Origin of the sequence: Paenibacillus cineris, assembly GCF_018333335.1 — a bacterium.
Taxonomy (GTDB): domain Bacteria; phylum Bacillota; class Bacilli; order Paenibacillales; family Paenibacillaceae; genus Paenibacillus_AQ; species Paenibacillus_AQ favisporus.
Genome location: NZ_BORU01000003.1, coordinates 374,881 through 401,439 on the forward strand (window position 1 = coordinate 374,881; position 26,559 = coordinate 401,439).

The 26,559-nt window shown below is 49.5% G+C and carries 24 protein-coding genes; 5 read left to right on the forward strand and 19 right to left on the reverse strand.

Going from position 1 to position 26,559, the window contains the following annotated elements:
* Window positions 1-25: 25 nt before the first annotated feature.
* From KI379_RS25870 to KI379_RS25890, 5 genes are all read right to left on the reverse strand, one after another.
* Window positions 26-1,957 (reverse strand): fructose-1,6-bisphosphatase, encoded by a 1,932-nt coding sequence (locus KI379_RS25870; protein ID WP_212985379.1) that lies wholly within the window; start codon window positions 1,955-1,957, stop codon window positions 26-28.
* 273 nt (window positions 1,958-2,230) lie between these two features.
* The gene (locus KI379_RS25875) at window positions 2,231-3,121 is read right to left on the reverse strand and encodes an alpha/beta fold hydrolase (protein ID WP_212985380.1); all 891 of its coding nucleotides are present in this window, start codon (window positions 3,119-3,121) and stop codon (window positions 2,231-2,233) included.
* Between the two features lie 32 nt (window positions 3,122-3,153).
* The gene (locus KI379_RS25880; protein WP_212985381.1) at window positions 3,154-3,768 is read right to left on the reverse strand and encodes a DUF2239 family protein; all 615 of its coding nucleotides are present in this window, start codon (window positions 3,766-3,768) and stop codon (window positions 3,154-3,156) included.
* A gap of 168 nt (window positions 3,769-3,936) precedes the next feature.
* Window positions 3,937-4,212 (reverse strand): hypothetical protein, encoded by a 276-nt coding sequence (locus KI379_RS25885; RefSeq protein WP_163880891.1) that lies wholly within the window; start codon window positions 4,210-4,212, stop codon window positions 3,937-3,939.
* Window positions 4,213-4,307: 95 nt separating this feature from the next.
* Window positions 4,308-4,757, reverse strand: a complete 450-nt coding sequence (locus tag KI379_RS25890; RefSeq protein WP_145141201.1) for a MerR family transcriptional regulator — start codon at window positions 4,755-4,757, stop codon at window positions 4,308-4,310.
* A gap of 173 nt (window positions 4,758-4,930) precedes the next feature.
* Here KI379_RS25890 and KI379_RS25895 point away from each other — a divergent pair, with 173 nt between their 5' ends.
* On the forward strand, window positions 4,931-5,782 hold the full coding sequence (locus KI379_RS25895; protein ID WP_212985382.1) for an aldo/keto reductase: 852 nt from the start codon (window positions 4,931-4,933) through the stop codon (window positions 5,780-5,782).
* A 117-nt stretch (window positions 5,783-5,899) separates the two neighbouring features.
* Here the strand turns inward: KI379_RS25895 and KI379_RS25900 are convergent, their stop codons facing one another.
* On the reverse strand, window positions 5,900-6,823 hold the full coding sequence (locus KI379_RS25900) for a DMT family transporter (protein WP_212985383.1): 924 nt from the start codon (window positions 6,821-6,823) through the stop codon (window positions 5,900-5,902).
* A gap of 117 nt (window positions 6,824-6,940) precedes the next feature.
* On the opposite strand from KI379_RS25900, the gene KI379_RS25905 reads away from it, so the two are divergent.
* The gene (locus KI379_RS25905) at window positions 6,941-7,840 is read left to right on the forward strand and encodes a LysR family transcriptional regulator (RefSeq protein ID WP_212985384.1); all 900 of its coding nucleotides are present in this window, start codon (window positions 6,941-6,943) and stop codon (window positions 7,838-7,840) included.
* A gap of 125 nt (window positions 7,841-7,965) precedes the next feature.
* Here KI379_RS25905 and KI379_RS25910 read toward each other — a convergent pair whose 3' ends face one another.
* The 5 genes from KI379_RS25910 to KI379_RS25930 all read right to left on the reverse strand — a co-directional run bounded on the left by KI379_RS25910 (window position 7,966) and on the right by KI379_RS25930 (window position 14,808).
* Window positions 7,966-10,275, reverse strand: coding sequence for a helix-turn-helix domain-containing protein (locus KI379_RS25910; RefSeq protein ID WP_212985385.1), 2,310 nt, complete (start codon window positions 10,273-10,275; stop codon window positions 7,966-7,968).
* A 163-nt stretch (window positions 10,276-10,438) separates the two neighbouring features.
* Window positions 10,439-12,049, reverse strand: a complete 1,611-nt coding sequence (locus tag KI379_RS25915) for an extracellular solute-binding protein (protein WP_212985386.1) — start codon at window positions 12,047-12,049, stop codon at window positions 10,439-10,441.
* A 38-nt stretch (window positions 12,050-12,087) separates the two neighbouring features.
* Window positions 12,088-12,972, reverse strand: a complete 885-nt coding sequence (locus KI379_RS25920; protein ID WP_089548865.1) for a carbohydrate ABC transporter permease — start codon at window positions 12,970-12,972, stop codon at window positions 12,088-12,090.
* Window positions 12,966-13,964, reverse strand: coding sequence for an ABC transporter permease (locus KI379_RS25925; protein WP_089548866.1), 999 nt, complete (start codon window positions 13,962-13,964; stop codon window positions 12,966-12,968). Before KI379_RS25925 ends, KI379_RS25920 begins: the two co-directional genes overlap by 7 nt.
* A gap of 298 nt (window positions 13,965-14,262) precedes the next feature.
* The gene (locus tag KI379_RS25930) at window positions 14,263-14,808 is read right to left on the reverse strand and encodes a TetR/AcrR family transcriptional regulator (protein ID WP_212985387.1); all 546 of its coding nucleotides are present in this window, start codon (window positions 14,806-14,808) and stop codon (window positions 14,263-14,265) included.
* Window positions 14,809-14,924: 116 nt separating this feature from the next.
* Here KI379_RS25930 and KI379_RS25935 point away from each other — a divergent pair, with 116 nt between their 5' ends.
* The 3 genes from KI379_RS25935 (at window position 14,925) to KI379_RS25945 (ending at window position 16,846) form a co-directional block, all read left to right on the forward strand.
* The gene (locus KI379_RS25935; RefSeq protein WP_212985388.1) at window positions 14,925-15,938 is read left to right on the forward strand and encodes an NADP-dependent oxidoreductase; all 1,014 of its coding nucleotides are present in this window, start codon (window positions 14,925-14,927) and stop codon (window positions 15,936-15,938) included.
* Window positions 15,939-15,952: 14 nt separating this feature from the next.
* On the forward strand, window positions 15,953-16,240 hold the full coding sequence (locus KI379_RS34375; protein ID WP_373309618.1) for a putative quinol monooxygenase: 288 nt from the start codon (window positions 15,953-15,955) through the stop codon (window positions 16,238-16,240).
* A gap of 201 nt (window positions 16,241-16,441) precedes the next feature.
* Window positions 16,442-16,846: a VOC family protein gene (locus KI379_RS25945; protein ID WP_212970973.1), complete on the forward strand. Its 405-nt coding sequence runs from the start codon at window positions 16,442-16,444 to the stop codon at window positions 16,844-16,846.
* A gap of 76 nt (window positions 16,847-16,922) precedes the next feature.
* Here the strand turns inward: KI379_RS25945 and KI379_RS25950 are convergent, their stop codons facing one another.
* From KI379_RS25950 to KI379_RS25985, 8 genes are all read right to left on the reverse strand, one after another.
* A complete protein-coding gene (locus KI379_RS25950; RefSeq protein ID WP_212985390.1) occupies window positions 16,923-19,163 on the reverse strand; it encodes a helix-turn-helix transcriptional regulator in 2,241 nt (746 codons plus the stop codon).
* A 104-nt stretch (window positions 19,164-19,267) separates the two neighbouring features.
* On the reverse strand, window positions 19,268-20,902 hold the full coding sequence (locus KI379_RS25955; RefSeq protein WP_212985391.1) for an extracellular solute-binding protein: 1,635 nt from the start codon (window positions 20,900-20,902) through the stop codon (window positions 19,268-19,270).
* Window positions 20,903-20,931: 29 nt separating this feature from the next.
* Window positions 20,932-21,843 (reverse strand): carbohydrate ABC transporter permease, encoded by a 912-nt coding sequence (locus KI379_RS25960; RefSeq protein ID WP_076176628.1) that lies wholly within the window; start codon window positions 21,841-21,843, stop codon window positions 20,932-20,934.
* Window positions 21,844-21,854: 11 nt separating this feature from the next.
* Window positions 21,855-22,787 (reverse strand): ABC transporter permease, encoded by a 933-nt coding sequence (locus tag KI379_RS25965; protein WP_076176627.1) that lies wholly within the window; start codon window positions 22,785-22,787, stop codon window positions 21,855-21,857.
* A 640-nt stretch (window positions 22,788-23,427) separates the two neighbouring features.
* On the reverse strand, window positions 23,428-23,946 hold the full coding sequence (locus tag KI379_RS25970; RefSeq protein ID WP_212985392.1) for a hypothetical protein: 519 nt from the start codon (window positions 23,944-23,946) through the stop codon (window positions 23,428-23,430).
* A gap of 52 nt (window positions 23,947-23,998) precedes the next feature.
* Window positions 23,999-24,904 carry a copper amine oxidase N-terminal domain-containing protein gene (locus KI379_RS25975; protein WP_212985393.1) on the reverse strand — a complete coding sequence of 302 codons (906 nt, stop codon included), beginning with the start codon at window positions 24,902-24,904 and terminating at the stop codon, window positions 23,999-24,001.
* A 341-nt stretch (window positions 24,905-25,245) separates the two neighbouring features.
* Complete coding sequence (locus tag KI379_RS25980) at window positions 25,246-25,896, reverse strand: hypothetical protein (protein ID WP_212985394.1); 651 nt, start codon at window positions 25,894-25,896, stop codon at window positions 25,246-25,248.
* A 24-nt stretch (window positions 25,897-25,920) separates the two neighbouring features.
* Window positions 25,921-26,382 (reverse strand): hypothetical protein, encoded by a 462-nt coding sequence (locus KI379_RS25985; RefSeq protein WP_212985395.1) that lies wholly within the window; start codon window positions 26,380-26,382, stop codon window positions 25,921-25,923.
* Window positions 26,383-26,559 lie beyond the last annotated feature (177 nt).

The following is a 26,559-nucleotide window of genomic DNA, read 5'->3' on the forward strand; positions in this document are numbered from 1 at the left end:
GCCATGGTTCCATTTCGCAGCTGTTTCATTTCATATAGCGATATTCCAGGAGATTCTTCAAATTGGATATTTTCTGCTGCAGCTTCTTCCCGACATTGGTTTCCCTTACCAGCTTCCGCTCCAGTTCTTTGTCCACCAGTCTTTTTACAGACAATACGTCCGTCCCGTTACATAACACATCTTCTCTGGAATTGAATTTCTGATGGGCGACAAGCTGCATGCCAAAAGAATTATACAGCAACGTATATCCGGCAATGCCGGTTGTAGACTGATAAGCTTTGGAAAAACCGCCGTCGATGACGACCATTTTCCCGCCTGCTTTAACCGGGTTCTCCCCACGAATTTCTCTAACCGGCGTGTGCCCGTTAATGATATGTCCATGATCCGGATTCAATCCGAAATCCAGCAGGATTTTCCGGCAGATCTCCTCATGTTCGCGCAAATGGTAATAAGGGTTCTTTCTCTCCTTATGGGTCTCTTTATCTTGGATAAAGTAACGTTCAAAGGTTGTCATTTCTCTTTTTCCAAAGAGCGAGGAGCACTCCCCTGTCCAGATGTACCATACCATATCCGTAGCCAGATCATCCGTCTCTTCCGGATGCGCAAAGGCGTAACGTAAATAATATTCAAAAACGTCGAGCAGCTGACGGCCCGAATACAGTTGGTCTTCGATCTGCATTTCTTCCATATTTCCTTCTTCGTCCAAAGGAATGCAGCCGTGGCTTAACAAATTCCCGTTGTATTTTAAATAAAGGCTGCCCTTTTTCATCAGAAAATTCATATGTCTCGCCAGCTTTTCGGAATGCTGAACGGAGAACAGCAGCTTTTCCAGCACCTGCTGCTCTTCCTCTAACAATTGTTCAGGCTGCTCCGGGTTTACGGTCGCGAAACAGGTGTTTTCCAGTGGGTAAGTTTTCCCGCCAATGTTGATTTCATTCTTCTCGTAATCGATCTTCTCCAGCAAAAGCCTTTCAGACATATTAAAGTAAGGGCGTCTCTTAATAATCGGGATTTCAAGCTTAAACTGGATCATGGCAATGGCTTGATGAATTTTAGTAATCTGCAGAATTTCCGACTCCGATACGTTGTGGTCCGCTTGCAGCTTCGGTCTGAAGGCCGGATTGTCATCATAGTACTTCTCCGCCAAGTTCAGCAGTGGGCGAAGATTGATTCCGTATACGTCTTCGATGATGTCCAGATTGTCGTATCTGGCACAGATCCGGATAATATTCGCAAGGCAGACCAGGGAACCCGCATAGGCGCCGATCCATAAGGCATCATGGTTCCCCCACTGGATGTCTACAGAGTGGTAGTTAATCAGCGTGTCCATTATTTTATCCGGTTCCGGCCCGCGGTCATAAATATCTCCGACCACATGAAGATGGTCAACCACCAGGCGCTGGGTCGTATAAGCAAGGCCGATAATGAGCTTATCCGCCTGCCCCAAAGAGATAATTTGCCGGTAAATTTCCTCATAATAAGGATCCTTATTGTGGGTCAAATCCGTTTTGTACAGAAGCTCTTCGACAATATATACAAACCGCTCCGGCAGAGCTTTACGCAATTTCGAGCGCGTGTATTTGGAAGAGGCATAAGAAATGAGCTTAAGCATGTGTTCGATCGTTTGCCGATACCACCGGTTCAAGGCTTGTTTATTGCACAGGTCTCCTTTAACCAGCTGTATTTTTTCTTCCGGATAATATACTAATGCTGCAAAATCACTGATTTCTTGATCCGTCCATTCCTCACGGAACAAATCTTTGATTTTCTCTTTGACGGTACCCGAACCGTTTCTGAGCACATGCTGAAAAGCCTGGAACTCTCCATGCAAATCACTGACAAAATGCTCGGTTCCCTTGGGGAGGTTGGAGATCGCTTCAAGGTTGATGATCTCGGTGATCACTTTTTCTTCTGTATCATATTGCTGGGCTAATAAATCTAGAAACTGCGCATCCAAAACAGATGTCCCCCTTCAAGGAAAGATGGTGATGTATAAGTTTTTTAAGCTAGCGGCGTACCGTTATGCTTAGTGTAGACAATAAAAGGAAAAACATGACGTTTCCTTGTTCCCCTGGTATTATGCTAACAGCTTTGCCTTTGGTGGATCAAATTTGCATGAAAAAGAAATAGACCGCCCTTTACCAAGGTTTGCGGTCTATCTCTTGTGATCAGCACTGCGCCCCTGAGCCTGCTCAGCCCTCTGGGCATTGCGGACTCACAGAAAAGCGTGTCAATTGCGGCGAGCCGTCCGCTCTATGCCATCAGCGATTTCTTCGTACAGTTGATGCGGCAAGTCGTGTCCCATGCCGTCAACCAACATGAACTTGGCGCCAGGGATGGCCGAAGCCGTGTCCTCGCCACACGCTGGCACGAACATGGGATCATCCGCCCCATGAATGACAAGTGCGGGTACTTTGATCGTCGCCAGCCGCGGACGACGGTCACCGGAGACAGCGATCGCAGCGATTTGTCGTCCGACACTGCCTGGATTGTAGGCTCGCCGGACTTCCTCCAGAATAAGCGCCCGATAAGCGTCCTCTTCAAACGGATAGCCAGTACCGGCAATGCGTTTGGCAAAAGAGAGGCTGTGCGCCAAAAATCCTGCTTCATCCTCAAAGGGGTTCGGCGCCGGTTGAGTCATCATCGCCATGACATCCGGGGAAGTTGGCGGAAGGGCTGGATTACCGGAACTGGACATGATGGAAGTGAGGGATAAAACCCGGTCAGGGTACTCACTGGCAGCAACCTGGGCGATCATTCCGCCCATCGACCTGCCAACGAAATGTGCCCGGTCAATGGAAAGGGCGTCGAGCAGTCCGATAGCATCGTTGGCCATGTCGTCGAGAGTGTAAGGGATGTCCGGCCGCTGTCCCGACATGAGAGCAGCCGCCAATGCGTCAAAATCCAGCGTCTGGTAATGGCTAAAGTGTGTCGAGCAACCAACGTCGCGATTATCAAAGCGGATCACGCGAAAGCCCCGTGCTGCCAATAGTTCACAAAACGGAACCGTCCATCGGATCATCTGGGTTCCAAGCCCGGCGATTAAGATGATCGCCTCGTCATTTTCGTTGCCAAAACTGTCATAGGCCAAATCAATGCCATTGACTTTCAAAGTGTTCATCTTCATGTTCTCCTCCATCCACATGCTTTCATTCAGAAGCTCTCTTCTGGGAACGCATTAGCCGATAATTTTTTGATATAGTCTCTGATATCAGGTGCCCAGTCATCGATAAAGTGGTAAAAACGATCCACATCACCAGCATACAGTGCCCGCAGCGCTTCTTCGTAATGATGAAAGTTCCCGGCCATGGCTGTCATAAAGTGATATGTCGCTTCTTGGGACTCTCGTCTTTTGCTCTGTTCTCCTCCAGCATGGCGAGCCTCATCAATGAGTTTTCGTAATGTTACCGAAGCCCCTCCAGGCTGACTCTTGAGCCATTCCCAATGCCGCGGTAATAACGTAACCTCACCGGATACAACCCCCAGCTTGGGTCGGCCGACCCGCCGTGCAGGCTGATGATCCACTTCTGTATCGGGAGGCAAGTCACCGAACTGTTCTCCTAATCGATGGAGCACGTCGTCTGTCTTCCCGCGAAAATCAACATCGATTTGCTTCCCCGAGATATCGTCAAATATAAGCAGCTGTGTGAGGTCCCTGTCATCCAGAGTATCCTTTACCGTAGAAACAACGTGCTGTAGCGAACCACTGGCGACGACTCTCACATCCAAAAATGCCGTGCAGTAAAATCGCGTTAGGTCATTTCCCATGCCTGTATCTCCTTCTCTGATTTCTTCACTAATTATACCCGGGTAAAATAGATAAGTCAATATTACCCGGGTAAAATAAATTTTGTCGCTCGCCCTGGTCGTTTATCCAAACACGAAGAAGCCAAGAAAGGTCAAACTCCCTTCTTGGCTTTATCCATTTTTTAAGCATTATCTGGTTTCAGATTTCAGCTTATCAATATATTCTTTACCTTCTAACAGGGAAAAGCCTAAAGTTTCTCTTGCTTTTTTAATGGCTTTTACGTCTTCACCCTCTTTTATCAACTGACGAAGTTCATCATTTATGGGATTTTCCGGCAGTCCCGATTGTTGGGTTAACTGGTTTATGGTATATTGCATTCCTTTTATGCGGCCTTCTAATTTACTCACCTTAGCCCATAAATTTATGATGATCAGGAGAGATATGGTGATTAGAATGTATTCCATTTTCCGAATTAAACCTCCAAACTCTATGGCTTATCTATAGAACTACCCATTTTCTCCCCCTCGACTAACGCCTTTGACCCGCTCAAGAATATCTCTTATGCCTTCCGAACCGAAGGCGAGTAGAATACGTCGCCATGCATATGCTGAATGTTGTCCCAGTTGCCCGGATTGGTCGTGTCTGGAGAGCGGTGCTCCAAAATGGCCTGATAGAGCTCCGTTTTTTGTTCCAAATGGGCAATGTGCCGCTGGGCTTCTTCGAGCTTAATGCGCGCGGCTTCTTTATGTTCCATGATGAGTTTGTAGCGCTGCGGAATAGACGAGTCTCCTTCGAGACAGAGATCGATGTACGTTTTGATGACTTCAATCGGCATCCCGGATTGCTTAAGGCATTTGACGCCAAGCAGCCAGTTGATCGATTCTTCGTCGAACATCCGGATGTTATTTTTATCGCGCTGTACGCTCGGCACCAGGCCTTTATCCGTGTAAAAGCGTACGGCGTGCTCGGTAAGTCCCGTGATCAAGGCGGCTTCTTTGACCGTATGCATGGTAATCCCCCTTGGAAAATTAATTTTTGATCGAGGCTTGCCTTCGTGTTACACGAAGGTAGTAGGCTTATTGTAAAGCAAACCGGCCGTAAGCGGAAGCCCCGCTGAGGTGCCCGATTCCCGGGATTCGCGGCCGTTTGCCGTTTTACACTTAAACCATGGGAGGAATTACAATGCAAACCGTAACTTTAAATAACGGAGTACAAATGCCGATCATCGGCTTCGGTGTCTACCAAATTCCCGATGCAGAAGAATGCGAGAATGTGGTCTATGAAGCGCTGATGGCCGGTTACCGCCTGATCGACACCGCCTCCGGTTATCTGAATGAGGAAGCAGTCGGACGCGCGATTAAGCGCAGCGGCATACCACGTGAGGAGCTGTTCATCACGACCAAGCTTTGGGTTCAGGATGCCGGCTACGAGAGCGCCAAACTGTCTTTTGCTAAGTCCCTGAAGAAGCTCCAGCTTGACTATCTCGATCTGTACCTGATTCACCAGCCGTTTGGCGATTACTACGGTGCTTGGCGCGCGATGGAGGACCTGTACCGCGAAGGCAAAATCAAGGCGATTGGGGTCAGCAACTTCCTGCCTGATCGTCTAATGGACCTCATCGTGCATAACGAAATCGTGCCCGCCGTCAATCAGATCGAAACGCATCCGTTCTACCAACAGATCGAGAGCGCCGCTTTTATGAAAGAACAGGGAGTACAGCACCAATCGTGGTCACCGTTCGCTGAAGGACTTAACAACTTGTTCGGCAACGAAGTGCTGGCCTCCATTGCAGAAAGTCACGACAAGTCTGTCGCCCAAGTCGTGCTTCGCTGGCTTGTCCAGCGTGGAATCGTTGTGATTCCAAAATCAGTGAGAAAAGAGCGTATCGTCGAAAACTTCAACATTTTCGATTTTGAGCTCCATCCAGAGGATATGGAACAAATTTCGACCCTGGATACACGGGAAAGCCAGTTCCCGTCGTACCTTGATCCGAATACCGCCAAAAGAATGGGCAATTGGAAATTCGATCTGTAACCCTTAGTTTAGACTCCCCTCTACCGCCACTACACCACAAAAGCCAAGAAGGTGACGTCCACCCTCTTGGCTTTTCCCATTCCTCTTACGGATTGTGTCACGGTATCGATAACCCCTTTAAACCACGCTTGTACACTGCTCGCCGATCGTTTTCGTTTTGGCTTTTCCCGACCGGATGAGGTTAGCGGACAACAGCATCCCCGTAATCACGATAACACCGCCAACCATCTGGGAGACCAGTAATGCCTGGCCTGTCATCACAGACAGGATCGCCGTGAAAATCGGCATCAGATTCATCGTGATCCCGGCTTTGCCCGGCCCAAGCACCTTGACTCCCTGGTTCCAGAACAGGAACGAACCGATGGATGGGAATAAACCCAGATAGATGACCCCGGTAATGCCGATTGCAGTAATATGCCCGGTTTGCAAAGGCTGAATAAACAGCAGTGGAACCATACAAATAACGCCGATCGAGGCTGTAAAGGCTACAAATGTAATCGGGGGCAGATGCTGCGCCCTTTTGTTGACGATGGAATAGATGGCCCACAGGAACACGGCTATGAGCAAAATGCCGTCTCCTTGGTTATAATGCGTGCTGAACACGCCAAGGAGGTGTCCCTTCGTCAATACCGTTAATACGCCCAGGAAAGATAAAACGAGTCCCACTCCCTGCCACACCGAAATCTTGTCCTTCAGGAACAGCAGCGACAACACGATCATCACGGCCGGAGTCAGGCTGTTGATCAGACTGCCGTTTGTCGATGAAGTATGCTGAAGTGCTGTATAGGTAAGCAGCGTGTAGAATACAACGCCTACTAGCGAAAAGAATAATAAAAGACCCCAGTTATTTTTCCACACCTTCCGCCAATTGGGTTTCTCCACCAGCTGGGCCATCGGGATTAACACGACAGCTGCAATCGCCCAACGCAGAAAGGAAGCCCAGACCGGTGGAAAATCGGCCGTAACCGCTTTGCCGAAGATCAAATTCCCTGCCCAGAACAGATTAGCCAATACTAGAAAAAGCCACGCTTTAGCTTTCATTACCAAACACCTCTCCCCACTCTATTCCAAGTCTTTCTCTTGTTCTATTGTCATGTTACAATAAACCATATCATAAATAAAATGAATATAAATCATGAGGGAGATATCAAATTTGGTATGAACAAATCACTTCTTCAATTGATTGTGGCGATCTCGGAGACCCGAAGCTTTACGTCCGCCGGGGAAAAGATGAATATGACACAGCCTGCCGTCAGCCGTGCGGTCACCGCTCTGGAACGCGAGCTTGGGGTAACGCTGCTGATTAGAGACCGGCGTCTGGGCGTTGCCCTCACACCAGTTGGAGAACGAATCGTCCGGATCTTTCGCGAGATTCTTCAAGGGTATGATAAGGTCGACCAGGAAATCGCCAGCGAAAAAGGAATGGAAACCGGCAGCGTCCGAATCGGCGCATTCCCGGTTGCCGCTTCATATTTTGTTCCGAAGATCATCAGCCATATCAAACAACAATATCCAAAGCTCGAATTCAGCATTCTTGAAGGGACCATTGCGGACATACAGGAGTGGCTGGATAACCGGGTAATCGATGTCGGGTTTGTTATCCCCTCGGATAAAACGGCTCACTCTCATCCACTATACCGGGAAGGCATTTACGCCGTGATGAGAGATGATCACCCTTTAAGCGAAAAGTCCATCATCAGCCCGGAAGATTTGCGGGAGGAGCCTATGCTGATCTGCAAAGCCGGTTACGAGCCTCCTGTCCTGCAATGGTTCGACAGCGCCGGGGAAGAGCCTAATATTAAGTACATTCTCTACAACTACAGAACGGCTCTTCAAATGATTGCTGCAGGCGAAGGCTTGGCCGTCATGTCTGAGCTGTCCCTGTTGGACCTGCCTCCTGGCCTTATCCTCAAACGCATCTCACCAGCAGCCTACCGGGATATTCACATCGTCTCCGGTCCTGTGGAGGACTGTACCATTGCGGTCAAAACCTTTATCGAGACCGCCCAGAAATTATTCCCCGTCCAAGCTGAGCATGAACCCTTGATTAAACTATAGGGTTTTGTCACCCAACGTTATCGTGAACTTGCATACCGTCCCTACACTACAAAAGCCAAGAGGTGATGTCCATCCTCTTGGCTTTCTCCCGTATCTCTTCGTTCGGCGGCCTGTCGTCTTGCAGTTTAACTTTTGGCAATATTGCGGTATTGGATCGGCGTGATGCCTTCGGCTTTTTTGAATTTGCGGATGAAGTTCGTCGAGTCTACGTAGCCGACCTCGTTCATAATGTCTTTGAGAGGCAAATCTGTTGTTTTCAGCAGCTTTTTCGCCTGATCCATCCGGATCGAATCAATATATTTCATCAGCGGACAGCCCGTATGATCTTTGAAAAATCGCGTCGCGTAAGACGGCGAGACGCCGAACCGGTTCGCGATCGATTCGAGATCAATCGTCTGATCCGAATACTGCTGGGCGACGTAAGCCTTGATATTCTCCAGCAGCTCGATATTCTTGCTCTCTTTCTTCGCTTCTACGTACCGGCATACGTTGCGGCATATCGAGACGACGAGACGTTCCAGTTCCTCGATCGTTTCGAAGCGCGGAACGAACAACTGCTGCATCGTTTCCCCCAAATCGTCGTCGATTTCGATTTCCAGCTCGATAAGCGTTTTCATCATATTGTTGACGATATCGAAGCAGATGCATTCCGCCGCCTCGAGCGACACGTCCATTTCCACGATATGGCCAAATGCCTCGCGAACGGCCGGTTCAACCTGAGACATGTTTCCTTGCTTGATCGCCTTCACGAGCCGGTCTATCCGTTCGACGGGGTAGACGTACTCTCCGCTTGAGCGGGGCACGATCTCGGCAAACAGAAACACCTGGTCGCCTCCCTTCACGAACCGGTACCTTGCGGCATGACTTGCTTCTACGAACGATTGCGGAACGGAGGACAAATCGTCGTAAATCCCCCCGATGCCGACAGTTACCGTAAGCCGGAAATATTGCCGGAAAAACGCCTTTGCCTTCACGGCCAGTTCCCGTAAAACGTCGGTATCGTCAAAGCCTTCGTTCAAATTGACCAAAAAAGCGATGGTACGGCCGTCCATCAACTCGGCTCCATATCCTGCCCCAGACTCCAAGGCGAGCTCCTCGACCACTTTCATCAAGCTGAACGTCAGCACCTCCTGCATCTTCTCTGAATTGTCCTGCCGAAAGCGGTTGTAATCGTCAATCAGCACAATCATGACGGCGTAATGGGGTTTGTCGAGCTGGATATTGGAAAATTGCAAAATATCGCTCATTTCCGCTTTCGTGCTCAGCTTCCCCTTGAGCAGCGTCAGCAGCACCTGCTCGCGGAGCGTGCGGCCTTGGTTGCGCAGCTGATGCTGCAAGCTCTGCTTCTCGCTGGCCATGAGGCCGACAGCGCGGGAAATGTAATCGATCTCGTCGCTCGAACGTACCAGCGGCTCGGACCGCGCTTCGCTGGAAACGATCCCGGCCAGACGCTTGAGCGGCCGGTAATGCTGGACCGAGAAGCCGAAGGCGATGGCGATCCCGATTAGGAAAACGGCCGCGATGGTTATGCTGAATATGCCGCGCTTCTCATTCACTTTCCGCATCCATTGATCGGTTGGCAGCACCGCCACGTAAGACCATTGACGGTTGCTTGACGAATGGATAAGCACCGAATATTTCCGGCCGTCTACGGACAACTCGCTGAAGGGAGACCGGTTCGGAATATCGTTGATTCGTTCGAGCAGGCGTTTGCCGGATTCGGGCGATTCTCCTTGCGATTGACTGAAGACGATTTCGTTGCGTTCGTTCAGGATGAACAGAAATCCGTTCGACTCCGTCAGAACGCCTTGGGCCAAATCTGTCAGCGCCTGCTCGCGAATGAGGAAAAGCGCGACACCGTAAGGGACTTCCGCGTTTAGCGGGATCGGCACCATGTAGGTGGCATACCGCCGTTCCTCAAGCCGGTTGAACAGAACCGGTTCAACCCCCCGCATAAGCGGAGCGGACAACGTAACGGCCGTTTGCATAAACTCCGATGGGCTCCAATTGCGATAATGGTAGATCGAATTGAAAAACAGATCGAGTTTGTACGTTCCGCTTGCGGCATAAAGCTGTTTGGTGCCTGATCCGTTGAAGGATAACACGACATCCTCGATAAACAGGTTCGTGGACAAGTATTGCTTCAGCTCGGCAACCGCTTGCAGAGAACCGTATCCACCATCCGAGGCCATGTAGGGGGTCAGCACCGGATTGTAAGACAGCTGGGAGGCAAGCCGGTTCATTTCGTTCATGCGCAGATCGACCGCATCCCGAAATTGGCCGAGGGCGCCAACGGTCGTATGCTCCACTTCTTTGCGGAGCGTATCGAAAAAGTTTTGGTACACGACGCTGCTGACGGCAACGAGCAGAACGACGACCAGCACAATATAGGAGAACAGGAAGTTGTAAAATCGTTGGCTGCGGATCATGTTCATCGGGCGCTCCTCCATACCGGTTCCGGGAGTAGTCGGTACCCGGGCTTTCCAGCCGGGCACTGCTCTCCCGTCTACGATCCCTAACACTTTCGCTGTGCGGCCGTGTTTTCCGCTCGGTAATGGTCCGTTTTACCCGGCCCCACCGCTCCGGCGCCGCGTTTTATTAGTTCTTGTACCGATCATACGCGGCTTGATAAATTTGCATATAGTCGTCGAGCCGCATTTTTTTCAACGTGGCCACATAGTTATCCCACTCCGAGAATGGCGCTTTGCCGGAGACGAATTTGGCGGCCATTTCGGTTACGTACGTATTGATGTCGGCGGTTAACGCGGACATTTTCGTACTTTCCTCGGCAGTATAGCTGAATGTCGGCCAAACCTCCTTCGGCATGTACTGCTTGAACTTCTCCGCCGCCTGGATCGATTCCGGCTGCGATTCGGCGCCTTTGAAAAACTTTTGCTGCACCATGTTCGGGTAACCGCCACCCGGCCATACGACGTATTTCACAAGCGCCTGCTCGAACGTCAGGCCATTCGGATTGGCCGTAATTTCTTTTGTATATTGAAGCTCGCCGGAGGCGGTTTTCTCGTACGACTTTCCTTCGAAGCCCATAAAGAACATTTTGCTGCCTTCCTCGCCGTACAAGTAATCCATCCAACGAACCGTTGCTTCCGGACTTTTGTTTTTGTCGGTAATGACGAACGCGCCCAGACCAGCGAGAGGGGAGCCGACGGCGGAATACAATTGGTCGCCATGAGGACCTTTAAGCGCGCTTGCGCCTATATATCCCGTCTGGTTCATCAGCGTGTACGGACTTGTCGTGATGGTAGCTCCGTATAATCCTTTTGCGCCGGTTGCATAAAATTGATTCGCTTGGATCGTAAAAATATCTTCCGCGATCAGCTTTTCGCTGTACAGTTTGTTTAAATATTCCAGCATTTGCTTGTAGTTCGGATCGGTAGGGATAAATCTGAGCTTCCCGGCGTTGTCCATATCTACGTTAGCGTGGCCTGCCCCCCGGGTACCGAGCCCCCAAGCGCCCTTGAAGTAGTTCATTATGACCGGCAGCCCAACACTCTCGAACGGAATTTCGTCCGCTTGGTTGTTGCCGTTCGGATCTTTTTCTTTAAACGCTTTCAGCATGTTGTAGAAATCTTCGGTCGTCTCCGGCTCCTTTAAGCCAAGCTTGTCGAGCCATTCTTTCTTGATCCACATTTTGCCTCCGGCGAGCACGGACGTAAACTGCGGGTCGTAGATTGTCGGGAAGGAATAAATATTGCCGTCTGGCATTGTCAGCCCTTTGCGTACCTCCGGGTATTGATCCAATAACTTTTTGAGATTCGGGGCATATTGGTCAATCAGGTCGTTCAGCTTGATAAATACGCCTTGCGAACCGTATTTGAGCAAATCGGTCGATGGGATGGCTGCCGTAAAGAAGGCATCCGGATAATCGCCGCCGGCCAGCATAATGTTACGCTTTTCCGTTAAGTTGTCGTTTGGCACCATCTCCCAAGTGACATGTATGTTTGTTAGCTTCTCATATTCTTGCCAGAGCATCACTTCGTTCCAGTTGGAGGCGGTCGTCGGCGCTTTCCCGGCCACCATCTTCAGGTTGATTTTTCCGGCTACGATCGGCATTCCCGTCTTATTGATGCCGGATTCTTTCGGTTTGTCGCCTACCGCTTCATTCGATCCACCCCCCGAACAAGCCGAGAGCAAGCTAAGCAATACGAAGAGGGATAACAAAGCCGCTGTCGTTTTTTTAGATTTCAAGAAAAAACCTCCTTTTTCTTTTCACTTCTTGGGTAGGATTAACCTTTTACCGCGCCGATCACAAGTCCTTTGACGAAATAGCGCTGCAGGAACGGATACAGCAGAAGGACCGGCAGATTGGCGATGATAACGACCGCGTATTTGATAGATTCACCTTCCATGACGCTTTTGGCAAGCGACTCCTCGTTTGTTTCCACCATATCCTTCAAATTACTCTGAATCAAAATCTCCCGGAGCACGAGCTGAAGCGGGTATTTGCTCCGGTCGGTCAAATAAATAAGCGCGCTGAAAAATGAATTCCAATGGGCGACGCTGTAAAACAAGGTCATGACGGCCAGGATGGGCATCGACAGCGGAAGGACGATGCGAACCAAGATTTGCAGGTTGGAGCAGCCGTCAATTTGCGCCGATTCCTGTACTTCGATGGGGATATTTTGCTGGAAAAAGGTGCGCATAATGATGACGTTCCATATGGCGAGCGCATTCGGGATGATAAGCGCCCACATCGTGTTGACCATGCCGAGATTTTTCACCAGCAAATAGGTCGGAATGAGCCCGCCGCTGAAAAACATCGTAAATACGAAAAAGGCGGTAAAGTAGCCGCGTCCGGCCAAATCTTTGCGCGACAGCGGATAGGCGGCGAGTATCGTCATAACGATATTAATAGCCGTCCCGATAACGGTGTACAGGATCGTATTCCCGTAGCCCTGCAAAATGTCGTTGTTTTGGAACACTTTCTCGTATCCGCGGAACGTGATGCCCTTCGGCCACAGCCACACCTCTCCGCCCAAAACTTTGGAAGGATCGCTAATCGAGGCGGCCAGCACGAACAACAGCGGATACAGGACGGCGATCAGGGCGAGAACGAGCAAAGTGTGGATGATGAAACTGAGCACTCTGTCGCCAAACGTCTCTTTTACCATAAGCTCGTTTCACCAGCTTTCCGTGCAATGTAGTTGACCGTAATGAGCATGATGAAATTAACGACCGAATTGAACAGCCCTACGGCGGCAGAGAAACTGTATTGTGCTTCCAGGATGCCGCTTCGGTATACGTAGGTCGAAATGACGTCCGAGCTTTCCATATTCAGACTGTTCTGCATCAGAAATACTTTCTCGAAGCCGACGCCAAGAATGGATCCGACATTCATAATGAGCAAAATCACGATGGTAGGCAATATGCCCGGCAGGTTAATATGCCAGATGCGGGCCAGCCGGCTAGCTCCGTCAACCTTGGCCGCTTCGTGCAGCTGCGGATCGATGCCGGTCAAGGCGGCCAAATAGATGATCGAACTCCAGCCCATCTGCTGCCATACCCCGGAGAAAACGTAGATCGTTTTGAACCAGCCCGCCTCAGTCATGAACGAAATGGAATCCCCGCCCAACCACCCGATGAACAGGTTCACGATTCCATGCTGCGGCGACAAAAAAACCATCAGCATGCCGACGAGCACGACAGTCGATAAAAAATGAGGGGCATACGTTACCGTTTGAATCGTTTTCTTGAACCATTTCGCCCTCACTTCATTGATGAGCAGCGCGAGAATGATCGGGACGGGAAAGCCGACAACCAGCTCATATATTCCGATGCCAAGCGTGTTGCGGATGAGCCGCCAAAAATAGTAGCTGTCAAAAAAACGCTGGAAATGGGCGAAACCGATCCAAGGGCTGCCGGTTATCCCTTTGGAAGCAATAAATTCTTTGAATGCGATCTGCACCCCATACATCGGGATGTAATGAAAGATCAAGTAATAGGCGACGACCGGCAAAAGCAGCATATACAAATCCCAGTTTTTCTTGAGCGAACGGCCTATTGCCGATCTGCGGCCAATGGCGGTCTGCGCGGAAGCCGCTTCCGGAGGAGCATGCTTCAAGAGTGCTTCACCTTCCTTCCAATTCGGGAGTGTCGCTAACATTTCTTCAAGGGGCCCCTTTGCCGTTATGGTATTTTAAAACGCTTTCATCGTCCATCAGCAATTTTTGCGGCGACCATCTATTCTTGACATCGCTGCAAGGTGGTAGGCCGACATAACGAAAAACTCCCCTGTTCATGATCGACGGGGAGCAAATATATAGATTATTTTTGCCTTAAAGGGGTCGTACCCCATGCCCTTCAAGCTAGGGTTAACGTAACGACGGCAGCCGATTTGGCCGGCTGCCGTCGTGTCATGATGGAGCTATTGTTCCCCGTTAGTTCAATCTCGTGCTACTCGATCAATTCGTCAAAATCGCGCTCGCGATAATACGGAAGAGATGCTCAGCCCGTGGCGCGGACGAGGGCTGGTTGCTAAGCCATGCAAGCGCAGCTGCTAACGAGAACAGGTCATCCCCATCCATGTCGGTACGCGCCAGACCTTCGGCCTGAGCACGAGTGAGAAGTCGCGTGCCTGCCGAGCGCATCGTGACGCACGATGCGTGGAGTGCGGACTCCGGGTCCTCCTTGGCTGCCATCATCACGTCCACAACACCATGATAGTTGCCCGTAAATGTAACGACGTCGCGCAGCCACGATACGAGTGCATCATCGGGTGTACTCGCAGTTTCGAGCTCACGTGCCTTTGTCGTAAACTCGTCGAAGCTTGAGCGGAGCAAAGCTTCGAGCAGCGCCTCTCTCGTCGGGAAATGACGATACAGCGTGCCTAGCCCGACACCAGCTCTGCGAGCGATGTCGCGCAGCGATGCATCGACACCCTGCTCGGTTACAACGACGTTCGCGACTTCGAGTATGTGCTCATAGTTTTTCATTGCATCGGCTCGCATAGAATTCCTCCTTGACAATCGGAGCAGTGCTCCGTATAGTTATAAACGGAACAGTGATCCGATTATACGGAGCACTGCTCTGGTAAGTATAACTCATCTACATGAAAGGAGAAAGCATGATGTCTATAGATACAATGAAAGCGATTCGTTTGCATGAATTCGGCGGCCCAGAGGTGCTGCGTTACGAGGAGGCGCCGCTTCCCGAGCTGAAGCCAGGTGAGGTGCTTGTGCGCGTTCACGCGGTTGGCATAAATCCCCCCGACTGGTACCTGCGCGACGGGTATAAGTCGCTTCCTCCTGAGTGGCGGCCGCCTGTGCCCTTTCCCATCATTCTGGGGTCGGACGTGTCGGGCGTTGTCGAGGCAGTAGCCACGGATGTGAAGGATTTCTCCGTCGGCGATGAAGTTTTCGGGATGGTTCGCTTTCCTAGCTTTGGGGAGAGCGCCGCTTATGCTGAGTACGTCGCCGCGCCAGCGTCGGACCTTGCACTCAAGCCGGCTGGCATCGATCACGTGCACGCTGCTGGGGCGCCGATGGCTGGCCTCACCGCGTGGCAGTTTCTGATCGATCTGGGGCACAATGAACCGAACCCGCTTCAACCGGAGATGCATCGCCCGGTGCCGCTGGACGGCAAGACGGTGCTCGTCAATGGTGCTGCGGGCGGCGTGGGGCACTTCGCGGTACAGCTGGCCAAATGGAAGGGTGCGCACGTCATCGCGGTGGCATCGGGGTCGCATGAGTCGTTCCTGCGTGAGCTCGGTGCCGACGAATTCATCGACTACACCAAGAGCCTTCCCGAGGACGTCGTGCATGACATGGATCTCGTCCTTGATACCCTCGGCAGTCCGACCACCGGTCGTTTCTTGCGTACGCTCAAGCGTGGCGGCGCTTTGTTCCCAGTGTTCCTAGGCTTCAACGATGCCGAGGAGGCCGCGAAACTGGGTGTCACGGTATCGATGACCCAAGTGCGCTCAAACGGCCCGCAGCTGGCGGAATTAGGGCGCTTGCTTGACGCCGGAACGGTTCGCGTCGCTATCGACAGCACGTTTCCACTTGCCGATGCTCGCAAGGCGCATGAACGTGCAGCCGGTGGGCACATTCAAGGCAAGATTGTGCTCACGGTCGTGTAACCATGATTATACTCATGGGTTACGTTCACCTAAATCCGTCTGATGTGAATGAGTTTACTGCAGACGTTCAGTCTGTCGTTACCAGCACGAGAGCTGAAAAGGGATGTCTCTTTTATGCCTTTACTACGGAAGATGCGCGCGCCGGACGCATGCTGACGGTCCAGCGGTGGCAAGATCAAGAATCGCTGTCGGCCCATGTTGAAAGACATGAGTCGGCGCCGTTTTTAAATAAATGGGGAAACAGAATGAAAATGGACATTCTAAAATACGATATCACGAACGAGCGCTCGTTCATGGAATAAAGGCCCCATCGGCTCAATGAACAAATCTGCCTGTTAGTTCAAAAACGAATGTTAAAACGCTACTGACATACTGTTGTCAGTAGCGTTTTTTTATACTCGGAGTATGTAACCGTAAGAAATGGGAGATCAATGCGAAGTATTCTGACCCAAAATGATGATTATACGGTTCTGTATCACTTAATATAGGAAGGATGGTATTTCATGAATTTTGCTTCTGTACGCATCATTACCGACGATGTAGATCGTCTTGTCGGGTTTTATGAGAAAGTTATGGGCGTGTCGGCGGAACGCCCCGCGCCCGTCTTCGCCGAAATCGTTGGGTCATCGTGCACCCTGGCGATCGGCCACTCCCAGACGGTGCAGCTGTTCGGTGCTGGTTCCGCCGTGGCGGCCGACAATCACACGGTCATCCTCGAGTTCCGTGTTGACGATGTCGACGCCGAATACGAGCGCTTGAAGCCGTTTGTCAGCGAGTGGGTCAAGGAGCCAACCACGATGCCGTGGGGGAACCGTGCGGTGCTGTTTCGGGATCCCGACGGCAACCTGATTAACCTCTTCACGCCGGTGACGGAGGAAGCGATCAAACGGTTCAGCGGCAGGTCGTAAACGGACCGTTGAAGTGAGTGAGACAGATAAAGAGACCAGAGACTATAGCAATGAGCTATGGTCTCTTTATTTTATCTCACCGGCATTCCGCCGACTCCACGTATTCGTCAGGCTTGATGCCTTCATATCGCGCAAAGGCGCGTTTGAAGGAATACACATTTTCGTACCCCACCGTGCGTGCGATGTGATCGATACCGCAGCTTCGCTCCCGGAGCAGCTCTTTCGCCTTCTCCATGCGCAGACGGCATACATAATCATAGAAGTTGATGCCGGTCACCTCTTTGAATATTTTGGACACCTTCGATAGGGACATATGATACATCTCCGCCAGCTGCTTTAACGAAATGTCCGCACTCGAATAGTTGTCGTTCACGTATTGCAGCAGCTCGGTGCCGGCCGACACCGCCGAAGACGTATTGGCATACCGTTTGCGCTCGCAAATGAGCGTGCCGACCTCAAACATATAGCTCCACATTTCTTCGATGTTCGCCGCTTTAGCCCGGCTGCAAAACTGCTTCGTGTAGATATCCGTATCGAGATTCAGCTCATGCAGCACCCGCAGCATCGTCTCCATCAGCAGGGAGAGCAGCCGGCTCACGCTGGCCTCGGCCAGTTCCCGCTTGTCGTTCTCGGCATGGATCTCATGCAGAATTTGCAGGGACGTATCCAGGTTCCCGATCTTGAGGTTATTGATCAACTGCACTTCCCAATCCGTCGGATAATAATAATCGACGCCGGCCTGCATCGTCTCCTCCTGCAGTACCTGAAAATGCTCACGCGAGAATACGGTGTAGCGCAGCCTTTCATTGGCCGTGTAATACGATTTGCTGATGCCGACCAGCCCTTGCTCAACTCCTCCGTATAAAATATCGGGATGAAATCCGCTCAGCCGCTCGATTTCGTCAGCCATCTCGGCAGCGATGCGCTCCAGCATATCATCGTCTCCAAACGGCTGCCCGGAGGACACGATCATCGCCTTGTCCGCATTCGTGACCTCGAACAGCGCATAGTCCAGCCCGTAACGGCTCATCGCTTTTTCCACGATCACCATCATCAGCATTTCGATCTTCCGGATTTTCTCGAAGTCGGAAAAGTCGCGAATAGCGTGGAAGCTGACAAGCATCGTGCAGTAATACATGTCCTCGGTATAACCGATCCCCAGTTTGCCCAGCTCATTCTTCTGCTGATCGTCCATAAAATATCCCTTGAGCAGGCGAAGATACAAATTCGACTTGGCGGCATTTTCGTAATCCTGCATCGATTGCTGAAGCTTGCGGTTTTCGTGCAGCAGCCGGTCAAACGATTTTTCTATAAAATTGTATTCGGACTCCGTCACTTTGCCGCTTCGGGAATACTCAACCCGCGCCGCGGCGCTCAGCTTACTCAGCAGAGCCCCGAGAGGACGGTAGCTGATTTTCGCCAGCAGATAAGCCATACACGCGCCAATAACGATGGAGATCAGGATGGCCGCCAGCGAGCTGAACAAATTGCCGATGCCGATGACGCTGCTGTCCGCGTAAGAGATCGCATACTGCACATCACTGGCCTCCGAAGACAAATGAATGGGGTAGGAAGCCGCTCCGTTGCGGGCTGCCGGATCATTTCGGACTTGGCTGTAAATCAGCGCATCCCGGGACGTCATGACGATCTCCTGCGATTCAATCCCTCCAAACCGGTGCATATACTCTGAAAAGTAAGCGCTATCAATAAACAATACTAAAACCGCACGCGGATGATTCACCACCTCCAGGCTTTGCAGCACGGGAATCACGCGCTTTTCGCTGCCCCACAGCTTCATGCTGGCCGGCGGCAGGATGGTAAAATACTGCTGCTGCGCAAAGGAGCTCTGCAGCTGCTGCTCAGCAGCTTCGTCGAATGCGACAATCGATTGAAAAAATTCCTTCAGCGGGAACATCCCCCACGAAGTCATCGCCTTCTGCTGCTCCGGAAACACCACCATGCCAAACGAGAGAATCCCCTGCGAACTCACGCTATTGCCGAGACTGGTGCGGATGTCCAGCATTTTGGTAATGTCGAATTCCTGATCGTATACGTTCGTATCCTGCATCAGCTTCTTCACCCAGGATTCGTTGCTCAGCGTTTTGCCCAAGGTTTTGAGCTCATTCAATTTATTGTCGACCAGATCGGCGATCCGCTTGGCGTCCAAAGCATGTGCCTCATGCTGCCGGCGTTTCTCCTCGACGATGTTCCGCTGCACGTTTAATGCGCTGAACACAATAATCGGGATGATCAAAATCGCGGTATAAGACAACAGAATTTTACGAAACGTGCCGCTTCCGAAGCTGCCATTGCGCACAGACTATCCCTCCCCCATTAGATAAGCAAAAACAGGAAAACAGCAGAGCCTCCAAAGCGAATTGGAGCCTGCCATTTTCCAAAGTCATACGGTTACTGTCAACGTTACTGGATGCTGTTGTATCTGTCGAGCAATTGCTGGTCGATCTCCAGCAGCTGGTCCAGCCCCAGCTTTTTCAGATCGGCCATATATTGATCCCAGTTGTCGAGCGATTTTTGCCCCAAAGCCAGCTTGGTCGCAAGCTCCGTGGAGTACGTGTTCAGGTTGGTCAAAATCTTCGTTTTCGCTTCCAGCTGCTGATCGTCGGGAATCGCCAAATAGTTGTCGTTCATATTGACGAAATACGGCTTGTATTTCAGAATATTGAGCTCGTTGTCGGCTTTGTATTTCGGTACGCCGGACAGCTCAAACTCGAGGTTGGCGAACTGAACTCGCGGGAACACCGTATCGCCGAACAGGCGGAGTCCGGGAACTTGACCCGTTTTGGCCAGTTCTTCGTCCGAGGCGTTGTTGATGAATACATTCGCGCCGCTCTCATCCTTTTTATAGGTTTGTCCTTCGATGCCCCAATACAGAAGTTCCGCATACTTATCCGAATAGATCGTGTCAAAATACTTGATCGCCGCTTCTACGTTTTTGCTGTCTTTCGTAATCGCGTATTTCTGCCACACCAGAAACGGCGGCTCAATTTGGGCTGCTGGCGCAATGCCGTCTACCGCTTGAAGCGGCATGAGCGGAAGATATTCCCCGCCCCCCTTGATCGTCGGCTCCAGATACGTCTCCAGATTGTAATCTCCTGTGGAAGCAACCTGGTTTTCCGTCATCTTCTGCTGCTTCTGCTCCCCTGTCGCCCCGATCAGGCTGGTGTCGAGCACGCCTTCCTTCACCAGCTGCTGCAGGTAACGGAAGTAATCCTTGATACCGTCCTGGTACCACGGGGAGACGACCTTCTTGTTCTCCACATCCACGGATGAAATGCTGGTCCCCAGCCCAAACCACTGCGCGATCGGTCCCGAGAAGGCACCCGGATCGTAGACGAGCACCTCATCTTTTTGCCCGTTGCCGTTGGCGTCCTTGTCGCGCATCGTCTTCAGCGTTTGCAAGTATTCCTCCGCACTTGTCGGAACCGGAAGGCTCAGCTTATCGAGCCAGTCCTTGCGGAGCAGCATCGTTAAGGAGACCGGAGCCGGATCGGTGCCTTGATACGTTTTTTTGTGCAGATCGCTGAACCAGTACATTTTCCCGTCCGACGTCGTTGTCGTCTTTTTCGCATACGGGAACTCCTGCTCATACATCTTCTTGATGTTGCCGTTGCTGTACTTCTCGATCAGCGGATTCAGGTCCAGCAGCACGCCCTGCTTCGCCAGATTGAGCACCGTCGTATTGTCCAGCGCCGAAATGTTGACGATATCCGGAAGGTTGGAGCCGGACGCCATCCGCGTCTTGATGACGACGTTATACTGCTCGTTCGGAACGAGCTCGTAATCGAGCTGCAGGTTCGCATCGGTCAGCAGCTTGTCGACTTCCTTCCAGACCGGGTACTTGTCCCTGTCCTCGAATTTGATGAACTTGTTCGAACCCGTCGGCCCGAGAAGCTTCAGCTTGGCGGACTGCTGCCCGGCCGGAGCGTTGCTGTCAGCTTCCTCTGGTTTGCTGTCTCCCCCGCTGCAAGCGGTTACAGAAGCGATCAAAACAACGGCGATGATGGCGGACACAAGCGGTTTTTTCCTTTTTTTCATACAACTCTTCCCCCTTCGGATGGCCTAGCCTATTCCTTTAATGAACCCAGCAGCGCTCCCTTGATGAAATACTTCTGAAAGAACGGATATGTAAAAATGACGGGTAACGTCGTAAAGACGATAATGGCGTATTTCAGCTGAATGTTCGAAAGCATGTTGGCGACCGCATTTTTCGCATCCTCCATCGACAGCATCTTCAAATCGACCGACTGCTGGACCACGACCCGGTACAGGTACATTTGCAGCGGATGCAGCTTCTCATTCGGTAAATACACGAGCGCGTCGAACCAGCTGTTCCAGATGCCCACGACCGAATAAATGGCGATGACCGCCAGGATCGGCTTGGATATCGGTATAATGACCCGGAACAGCAGCTGCAAATGGGAAGCGCCGTCGATAAAGGCCGACTCCTTCAGCCCGTCCGGAATGTTGGCAAAGAACGTTCGCACCAGGATGATATTCCAAATGCTGACCATCCCCGGAATGATGACTGCGAACATCGTGTCATACAGTCCAAGCTTGTTCACCAGCAGGTAGGACGGAATGAGACCGCCGCCAAAATACATCGGGATCAGCAGGTACGACACGACCCATTTTCGGCCCATGAGATTGCGAACGGTGAGCGGATAGGCGCCGAGCACAGCCGTCAGACAGTTTAAAATCGTCCCCGCACTCACATAGATCAGCGTATTGGAATAAGCCCACCACATTTTCGTATCGCTGACGATCAGCTTGTACGAGTCGAGGAAGAATCCTTTCGGGTACCAGAACACATTCATGGCCGCGACTTCCGTCGGATTGCTGATGGACATAATGATCACGAAATAAAAAGGATACAGCGTGATTAAGCAAAGGGCGAGCGCCAGCGCGTACAACACGACGTCGACGACAACCGAGCCTTGCTTGATGGTGTTCGGATTTCTTTTGACCAAGGCGGCCATGGGACTCCCCCTTACCATAAGGCGTAATCGGAATATTTACGGCTGAGCGTATTGGCTGTGTACAGCAGCGTGAAATTGATGATCGAGATAAACAATCCCACGGCCGTTCCCGCGCTGAAATTGCCGCCCAGCAGGCCGTCGCGGTACAAATACGTGCCGATGACGTCGGCCGTCTCGTACACCATCGGGTTGTAGATGAGCAAAATAAACTCGCTGTTAGCCGACAGCAAATTGCCGATCGCAAAAATCAGCAGGATAAAAATCGTCGGCCGAATGGCCGGCAGCGTAATATGGAGCATTTGCTTGAAGCGGTTGGCCCCGTCCATCTTCGCGGCTTCGTACTGATGCGGATCCACAGAGGACATGGCGGCCAAATATAAAATGCTGCTCCACCCAAACGACTTCCAGATGCTCGTAATCGTATAAATCGCCGGAAAATACCCCGGCTCCGTATTCAGCGCCACCGGCGTGCCGCCGAACAGCTTGACGATGGCGTTCACGATGCCGTCCGTATTGATAAAAGACAACACCATCCCCGCCACGACCACATTCGAAATAAAATGGGGCAAATAGCTTGCCGTCTGAACGTATTTTTTAAATACGCCGCTTTTGAGTTCATTCAGCAGCAGGGCAAACAGGATCGGCACCCAGAAGCCAAACACCAGAAAATAAAAGCTGAGCAAAAACGTGTTCCGCATCAATCGCCCGAAGTACGGGCCGTTAAAAAAGTCGATGAAATGCTGAAAGCCGACCCAATCCGTTCCGTGCAGGGATAGAAAGGGTTTGCCCGGGTAGTAATTCTGAAACGCGATCAGAATCCCGTACATCGGAATGTAGCTGAAAATAAAAATGTGAACCAGAACGGGAAGCATTATTAAGTACAGCTGGAGGTTGTCACGCACTCGAAAAGATTTTCGCTGATTCGGCTGACGAATGGCTCTCATGATCTTCCCCTTCCCTGATGATCTCGACGGAACTTGCAGGCCCGCTTCCGCATGGACTCATGATATGCCGAGCCCCGGATTTCAGGCAAGCAACATTTTTTGATGGGGTGCGCAATATTTTCGGGGGTGGGGGAAGATGGGCGGTGGGAGGCGGGAAAGGCCGATGGTGCGGGGATCTTCGGGGTTGTCGAGCTCATGGTTAAACAAAAAAAGAAGCCACCATAATTGGTGACTTTGAGAGAGGATCAGATCGTTATTTCTTCTGCTTGGCATAGAAGTAAACCACCATTGAAACCAGTGTGATGGTCACTAATACCTTGACTACATTAAAAATAGTGCTCACGCTCGAAAACTCAAAGACCGTTAAAAAGACGGTCCCATTTCTCGGACCAGCAGCCCATGCTAAATTCACCAGCAAAATGCTTAAGCAGATGGTTACGATCATGACTAACAAAGATATTTTTGTTAAAAAGTTGTCTTTTTCATTCTTAAATATAAAAATGAGCGAAAATAATAAGCAGATCATCAGAAAAATAAGATACATCCTGTCCACCCCAAACTTAAATTATGGTAGTAACAAATGTCATAGTCTTCGTCTAGGGATCCAAATGCCTAAACATCCTGGTGAAACAACCTGCTGTTAAGGGGTTAAAATTTCAACTCCATCGACATACCAGGATTTCGAATTTCTTTTAGACCTTAAATCCATGACAACGTAAGAACCATTGGCCTTTTCCCAATAAACTAAAGCCCGTGACTTTTCTGGATTTATCAGTAATGCCGACATATAATCGCCTACGTCAAGATTAGCTCTCCGCTCCTCACTATAATAAGCCTCTAGAAAAGAAGAACGTTTTTGCATAGAAAAAGTAGGTATCATATCATAAAATTGAGCAAAATCGATAAACGTCCATTTTGACAAATCTTCGTTTTTGCTGTTGATTCCAAATGCCCTTCCCTCACTGCTCAGTATGATCTCACGACCTTGGCTCCATGATTGAGTTAGACGATCTTGAACGGCTTGCGGAAGAGCCTCATCTTCGGGACTTACATTTGGAAAAAGAGAAGGAAGAACATCGCTTGCATATACACTTGTCCCTGTGATCAAAACAAGAACAGCAAATGTAAGAATTATAAATCTTCTATTTATTTTTCTCATGATTAGCCCCTTGACTTAAAAATATGAACCAGCCATCAATTCAGGTAGCCATTTAATGTTTCATGTAGTTCTTTTCCTCAGGGATGTCTACAATAACCCCTTTGTTACCATCTGCTTCACCTAGCTGTTTGGCCTTTCCTTGCTCATTGATAATGCCATAATATACAGCCGCGATAGCTCCAATGTTTTTATAATATACAAAAGACCCCTTCACGCTTGGCCGCTCCCCTATTTCTTGAACAATTTTATACGGAAAGAAAGGAAGACCCTTATTCTCAACAATATCGTAAGTTGTTCTAGCAGCCCATATCTGAACCGCTCTTCCTTGCTGCACTTTATAATAATCGATTCGGTTTTCCTCTTTCACAAAATATTCATCCGCTTTTCCTACAGGGAAATAGCAGACAACCGTCATTAATCCACCCGCATGAATCTGTTCCTTTAAGCTCACACGAGGTAGAGAGAGGACCCGGATTCGCTCCAAGGTTAGAGCACTTTTAGCATGACTACTTACCGTTGAACTCCCAACCGTTACCGTTTGAGCCTTTGCATCCCATGCCACCGGTTCACCCAACGCCTCTCCAACGAATCTTACAGGAACCATAACCCTTCCATGCTTTATCTGGGCAGGCTGCGCTAATGGAGTCCCCTCATCTCCGATAATCCCATATTTTTCGTTAACCTTGACCGTGATCATGACTTTTCCGTATGAGATCCTAACCTGTTTGCGGGTATTGTCCCAAGACATATTGAGATTACTTAGACCAAGCTTTCCAATGATATTGATCGGTACCAGCACGGTTCCTTTCTTTAAGTAAGGTGCAACATCCGAGGAAATGGGGCCGTTCTTCCCGATTACTTTGATGCTAGAAGCTGCGGCATGATTTTGTCCACCAAAGACCATGGACATCCCTAGTGCTACAGTTGCGAATAAGGTTAGTGTCTTAAACTTTCTCATTACGCTCTCTCCTTTCCTAGCAGTCTACCTTATGGAGGAAGTCTCCTCTCTTTATTTAAGACACGTTATGGTTATAATTTGTTTTGTTGCTCTACGATAAATCCAGAAAGATTAAACACTTGAGATGAGTTGATCCATTATTTCAAGTGTGAGATTCGGTTAGTATTTGAAAATGGAGAAAAAGCGCCTCTTTGCTCACGATTACTGCATAAGCAAGGGGCGCTTCAGATTAAAGGTCCGGTTTTGGTAGAGCGGCGAAATATCAAATTACGAAAACCCAACTGTTAAAACTGGTAGGGTCCTCTTAATATGTAGATTCTATGTTGTAAGCAGATAGTTAATTAACGTGGCCCAACCCAGATATCCTTGGAGTTATAGGAGTAAGCATAGTGGCCTGTTTTAACTGTTAGCGTGAGAGTAAGAGTACCGGTTTCACCAAGCTTAATTGAACCTCCGACATTAAGTGTTCCATCACCATAATTATAAAAGTCCCCATTTAGAATCCAATGAATTGATTGTCCATTCTCTAAATAAGTTTTGATATTGCCTTCGAATTTTTTACTTCCATTACCACTAATATCATTTCTATTTAAATCCCACGTAATAATTTTTTCAATCGCTATATAGCCACCACCCTCGGTTGTTTGGCAATAAAATTCCATAGAAGGTTGGTATGCATTATTCATTTTGTCTAAAGAAGATGTAATAGTTCTGTAAGATGCAGTTGTGGCATTTAGTGTCTTTACTGAATTTTGGCTTAACAATTTAGTTGCTTCGTCAATGGATATATTAAAATCGTCTGAGATTTTTTGTGCCATTTCATCAAACGTTAAAGATTCACTAATCACCGTATCATTAGAAGTGTTATTTAAATCAATATTCCCTTGGTAAACCCCAGTTGCCGGATTATTGTCAAAATCAGCAGCAGAAGCAGATCCAACAGCAGTAAATAAGAGCATTAAACAAACGACTAGAGAATAAACTTTTTTCATAAGTATCACTGTCCCTTTATAGATTTAGTTAGAGGGTGTGGCGTAGGCATTCCCTCTTGTTTGGATATAACGGAAATCCCAATCATCATAAAGATAAGCAGTAACGACTATTTTATATGTACCCGGTGGTACATTAGTCCAGCTTTTTTGGATATCACCAGTTCCTGTAAAATGTGCCTTCTCGCCAACCTCTACACCTTTTGAATTAACAAGCGCATAGTCAAATGAATATTTTTCATTACTTGCCTTTTGACTACCTGTAATTGAAACTGTAGAGGTAGTGCTTATACTAAATGAACTAACTGTTGTTGATGATCGATCTTCTCTAAATACAGTGTCCCCCCAATACCCAACAACTGCTTGAGGAGATATTATGGCGTTTGAATCAGCACTTACAGTCTCAGCAAAGGTAGGCGCATCCAAATAGAGCGAACACCCAATAATCCCACATAACATTATAATAGTTACTTTATTACCAATTTTCACTTTTACACCACCTTTCTCCTAAAATATAGTAATAATGGTAACAAGGAGTATTTTATCATAAATTTATTTTGAATATAACCCATAAAATGAAAAAACTACTAATTATATTTATTATTATTATTGCATTACTAAATAATTACATAGTTATAATTTAGAGTAATAATGGTTTATTAAAAT